This is a genomic window from Corallococcus sp. CA047B (assembly GCF_003612065.1).
GTDB lineage: Bacteria > Myxococcota > Myxococcia > Myxococcales > Myxococcaceae > Corallococcus > Corallococcus praedator.
In genome coordinates this window covers 1-4,605 of sequence record NZ_RAWD01000498.1, presented here as the reverse complement: position 1 = coordinate 4,605, position 4,605 = coordinate 1, and the positions used below count along the sequence as shown (strand labels likewise).

Here is a 4,605-nt window from a genome sequence, read left to right as displayed (position 1 = left end):
AGATGTGTATAAGGAGACAGTGGCTGGAGCGCCTGAAGCCCTACGGCGACGCCGGCTACAACACGCCGCCCAGGCCCTGAGCCTCGGGGTCGGGGCGCGCTGGCGCACTCCAGCGCGCCCTCCCCCACCCTCCGGGAGGGGACGGGTGCCTCGACGCGCCGAGACGTGCGAGGATGGGCCATCGCATGAGCACGAGCGCCGCCCCCATCCTCGGCATCGACTTCGGGACCACCAACACCGCGGCGGCCTTCTTCGACAAGGCAGGAAAGCTGCGGGTGGTGCCCATCGCGGAGAAGAGCCTCACGCTGCCCTCCATCGCGTGGTTCCACGCGGGCGACAAGGCCATCGTCGGCCCCGCGGCCCGGCGGCAGATCATCGACGACCCGCGCCACACCATCTTCGGCGCCAAGCGCTTCCTGGGCCGCCGCTTCCAGTCCGAGTACGTGGCGCGCCACCGGGGCCGCTTCGCCTTCGAGCTGGTGGAGGGGCCGGACGGCTACACCGCCGTGGAGGTGTACGGCAAGGTGACGCCGCTCATCGACGTGGCGCACTTCATCCTCAAGCACATCAACACCCTGGCCACGCACGCGGCCGGGGCCCGCTTCGAGGAGTGCGTGCTCACCGTGCCTGCGCACGCCAACATCCGCCAGCGCGAGGCCATCCGCCACGCCGCGGAGAAGGCCGGCCTGCGCGTGCGCGCCATCGTCAACGAGCCCACCGCCGCGGCGCTCTACTACGCCAACCTGCGCAACCCCGAACAGACGGTGATGGTGTTCGACCTGGGCGGCGGCACCTTCGACGTCACCCTGATGGCGGTGCACAACCGCGTGGTGAAGGTGCTGGCCACCGGCGGCGACGCGTTCCTGGGCGGCGCCAACTTCGACGAACAGATTGTCGAGGCGCTGGTGGAGGACTTCCGCAAGAAGCACGGCATCGACCTGCGCGGCAACAAGGTCGTCATGCAGCGGCTCGTCTTCGCCGCCGAGTCCGCGAAGATGGCGCTGAGCAGCGCCGCGTCCGTGCCCCTGCGCGTGCCGTGCATCACCCAGAAGGACGGCGCCTTCGTGGACTTCAACTACACGCTCACCCGCGAGCAGGTGGAGTCCATCGTGTTCCAGCTCATCGAGCGCACCGCCGCCGCGTGCGACGACGTGCTGGAGAAGGCAGGCATGAAGGCGGAGGCCATCGACGAGCTGGTGATGGTGGGCGGCCAGACGCGCATGCCCGCCATCCGCAAGCGCCTCTCCCACTTCCGCAAGCTGTCGTCGGACAAGGAGGTGCACCCGGAGCTGGGCGTGGCCGTGGGCGCGGCCATCCTGGGACGCAACCTGGCGCGCGGCATCAGCGGCCTGTCGGACGTGGTGCCCATGCCCATTGGCGCCATGGTGCCCGGCGGGGCCCAGCACGAGGTGCTCCCCGCCAACACGCCCGTGCCCGGCACCCGCTCCGTGGTGCTGGAGCTGCCGCAGTGGGCCGGCCCCGTGCCGGTGGCCCTCTTCGAGGCCCTGGACCGCACCACCGTGGAGCGCGAGCTGTTGGGCACCGTGCGCATCGAACCGGACTGGCGCGTGGCCCACCCCGGGCCCACCACGCTGGAGCTGCGCATGGCGCCGGACTTCTCCCTGACCGCGAGCCTCGTCGCGCCGGACGGCCAGCGTCAGCCGCTGACCATCACCGACCCGAACGCGCCCCAGCGGCGCTGACAGGCCCGGCGAGCCGTCAGCCGGTGGCCCGGGACGTCACCGTGCCCCGCAGCTGCTCCAGGAGCTGGCGGCTCTCCTCCAGCGCATCCGCGCAGTGGGCCACCAGCGGCTCCATGCCCTCCAGCACCCGGGCGTCCGCGCGCTGCTCGATGTCCCAGCACAGCGACTCCAGCATGGCCGCCCCGAAGTAGGCCGCGTTGGACTTGAGCGTGTGGGCCGCGCGGGCCAGGTTCTCCAGCTCGCCCTGGGCCAGCGCCGTGCGCGCGTCGTCCATCAGCCGGGGCATGCTCTCCAGCGCCGTGTCGATGAGCTCCGGGAGCATCCGCTCCACCTGCCCATCCAGCGACTGCCACAGCCGCTCCAGCGCGGAAGCCTCCAGCCCCCGGATGCGCGGGGTGCCCACGCGGGGCACCTCCGTGACGCGCGCGTGGGCGGCGGGCAGGGCCCCGGGCTCGCGCGGCAGGCGCTCCCACGCGCGGCGCAGCGCGGAGATGAGCTCCTCCACGCGGATGGGCTTGCTGAGGAAGTCATCCATGCCCGCGTCCAGGCACTCGCGCCGGTCCGCCGTCATCGCGTTGGCCGTCATCGCGATGACCCAGGGCTGCTCGCTGGCCGGCACCTCCGTGCGCAGGTTGCGCGTGGTCTCCAGGCCGTCCATCTCCGGCATCTGCACGTCCATCAGCACGACGTCGTAGCGGACGCGCGCCAGGGCGTGCAGGCCCTCGCGGCCGTTGGACGCCGTGTCCGCCGGGTAGCCCAGCCGGTCCAACACCAGCAGCGCCAGCTTCTGGTTGGTGGGGTTGTCCTCCACCAGCAGGATGCGCAGCGGCATCTGTTCGCCGGGGCGCGCGTTGAACACCGAGCGCTCCCGGGTGGCGAGCGCGGGCACCGGCGGCACCAGCTTCGCGGAGATGAGGTCCTGTGCCAGGCACGTCATCAGCGCGTCGTGCAGCTGCGACGCCTTCACCGGCCGGGGCAGCACCGCGGTGAACATCCCCGGGGGCTGCGCGTCGCGCTGGTCGAACGAGGTGAGCAGCAGCAGCGGCAGCTCGCGCGCGTCGCGCTGCTGACGGATGAGCCCCGCCAGCGTCGGGCCGTCCATCAGCGGCATGCGGTGGTCCAGGATGGCCAGGTCGAACCGGGCCCCCGACTCCAGGCGGGCGAGCGCCTCCGCCCCGGAGCCCACCTCCACGAGGTCCATTCCCCAGGCGGAGAGCTGCCGGCCCAAGAGCTTGCGGTTGATGGCGTTGTCGTCCACCACCAGCACGCGCCGGCCCTGGAGCTTCAGCGGATCCGGGCGCGGGGCGTTGCCGCTGCGCGGGGCCTCGCGCGCCTGGAAGGTGAAGTGGAACGTGGCGCCCCGGCCGGGCACGCCCTCGCTCTCCATCCACAGCCGCCCGCCCATGGCCTCCACCAGCCGCTTGCAGATGGCCAGCCCCAGGCCCGTGCCGCCGAAGCGCCGGGACACCGACTCGTTCAACTGGTTGAAGGGCTGGAACAGGCCCCCGCGCGCGGACTCGGCGATGCCCAGGCCGGTGTCCTGCACCGCGAAGTGCAGCTCGAACGTCGCGCCCGGGGCCAGGGGCTGCCGGGGCGCGTCCACGGAGATGGACACGCCGCCGCGCTCGGTGAACTTCACCGCGTTGCCCACCAGGTTGAGCAGCACCTGCCGCAGCCGCGCGGCGTCACCCACCACGTTGACCGGCGTCTCGTTGCTGACGTGGTAGCCCAGGTCCAGGGACTTCTCGCTGGCGCGCACCGCCAGCAGGTCCATCACGGACTCCACGCACTGGCGCAGGTTGAAGGGCTTCTCCTCCAGCTCGACGCGGCCGGCTTCGATCTTGGAGAAGTCCAGCATGTCGTTGAGCAGCCCCAGCAGCGCATCCCCGCTCTGCCGGATGGTGGACGCGAAGTCGCGCTGCTCGGGCGTCAGCGCCGTGTCCATCAGGAGCCCCGCCATGCCGATGATGGCGTTCATCGGCGTGCGGATTTCATGGCTCACGGTGGCCAGGAACAGGCTCTTGGCCTGGTTGGCGTCCTCCGCGGCCTGACGCGCCCGCTGAAGGTCGGTGACGTCGTGGTAGATGGCGATGAAGCCCAGCGACCGGCCGGCCACCATCACCGGCAGGGCGCGCAGCTCCACGTCCACCACCGTGCCGTCCTTGCGCACGCGCTTCGTCACGACGTGCACGCGGTCCATGCGCAGCACCTCGCGCGACGTCTCCTCGGCCTCCGGACGGATGTCGTCCACGTTGGCCACCAGCTTGAGGATGTTGCGCCCCATCGCCTCCTGCGGCGTGTAGCCGAAGAGCCGCTCCGCCGCGGGGTTCCAGGTGAGGACCTCGAAGGCGCGGCTGATGGTCACGATGGCCACCGGACTGTGGTCCACCACCGCCTCGAAGAACTCCTTCTGCTGCCGGAGGATGGACTCCGCCTCCAGCGTGCCGTCCAGGCCCCGGAGCATCAGCACCCAGCCGCCGTCACCCGGCTGCGGCAGCGCCAGCACCCGCACGGAGTGGGCCGGGCCCGCGTGCCATTCCATCTCCACGGGCGGCCCGCCACCCGGGGGGACGGCCGGCGGCGTCCAACCCGGCAGCACGCGGTCCACCGGCATGCCCACCAGCACGTCGCGGGGGCCCAGCAGCCCCTCCGCGGCACGATTCACGGCCACGACCCGCAGGGTCGGGTCGAGCACGAGCGCACCGTCGCGCATGTGCTCGAACAAGGCCGGATACGCGCTGGGTGGCAGTTCGGGCAACTTCCCCCTCCGTTCAAGAACTGTAGGTCAGTCGAGGCGCCAGTTCCACGCCAACCATGAAAACCATGGAGGTGGGCAGGCGCCGGGATGCTTCCGCTCCCCGGCGGCCACGGGGGATCAGGGGGTTAGGGCGCTTGCTCGGCC

Annotated in this window: 2 protein-coding genes; one reads left to right on the top strand and one right to left on the bottom strand. The window is 71.7% G+C overall.

Annotated elements, in window-relative coordinates; translation table 11 throughout:
* The first annotated feature begins 185 nt into the window (after positions 1–185).
* Positions 186–1,703, top strand: coding sequence for an Hsp70 family protein (locus tag D7X74_RS39800; protein WP_120538153.1), 1,518 nt, complete (start codon positions 186–188; stop codon positions 1,701–1,703).
* Between the two features lie 16 nt (positions 1,704–1,719).
* Here the strand turns inward: D7X74_RS39800 and D7X74_RS39795 are convergent, their stop codons facing one another.
* The gene (locus D7X74_RS39795) at positions 1,720–4,461 is read right to left on the bottom strand and encodes a PAS domain-containing hybrid sensor histidine kinase/response regulator (RefSeq protein WP_233602455.1); all 2,742 of its coding nucleotides are present in this window, start codon (positions 4,459–4,461) and stop codon (positions 1,720–1,722) included.
* Between the last annotated feature and the right edge of the window lie 144 nt (positions 4,462–4,605).

Excerpts from the sequence above, each read along its gene's own strand:
- D7X74_RS39800 (WP_120538153.1), top strand. The coding sequence starts at position 186 with ATGAGCACGAGCGCCGCCCCCATCCTCGGCATCGACTTCGGGACCACC.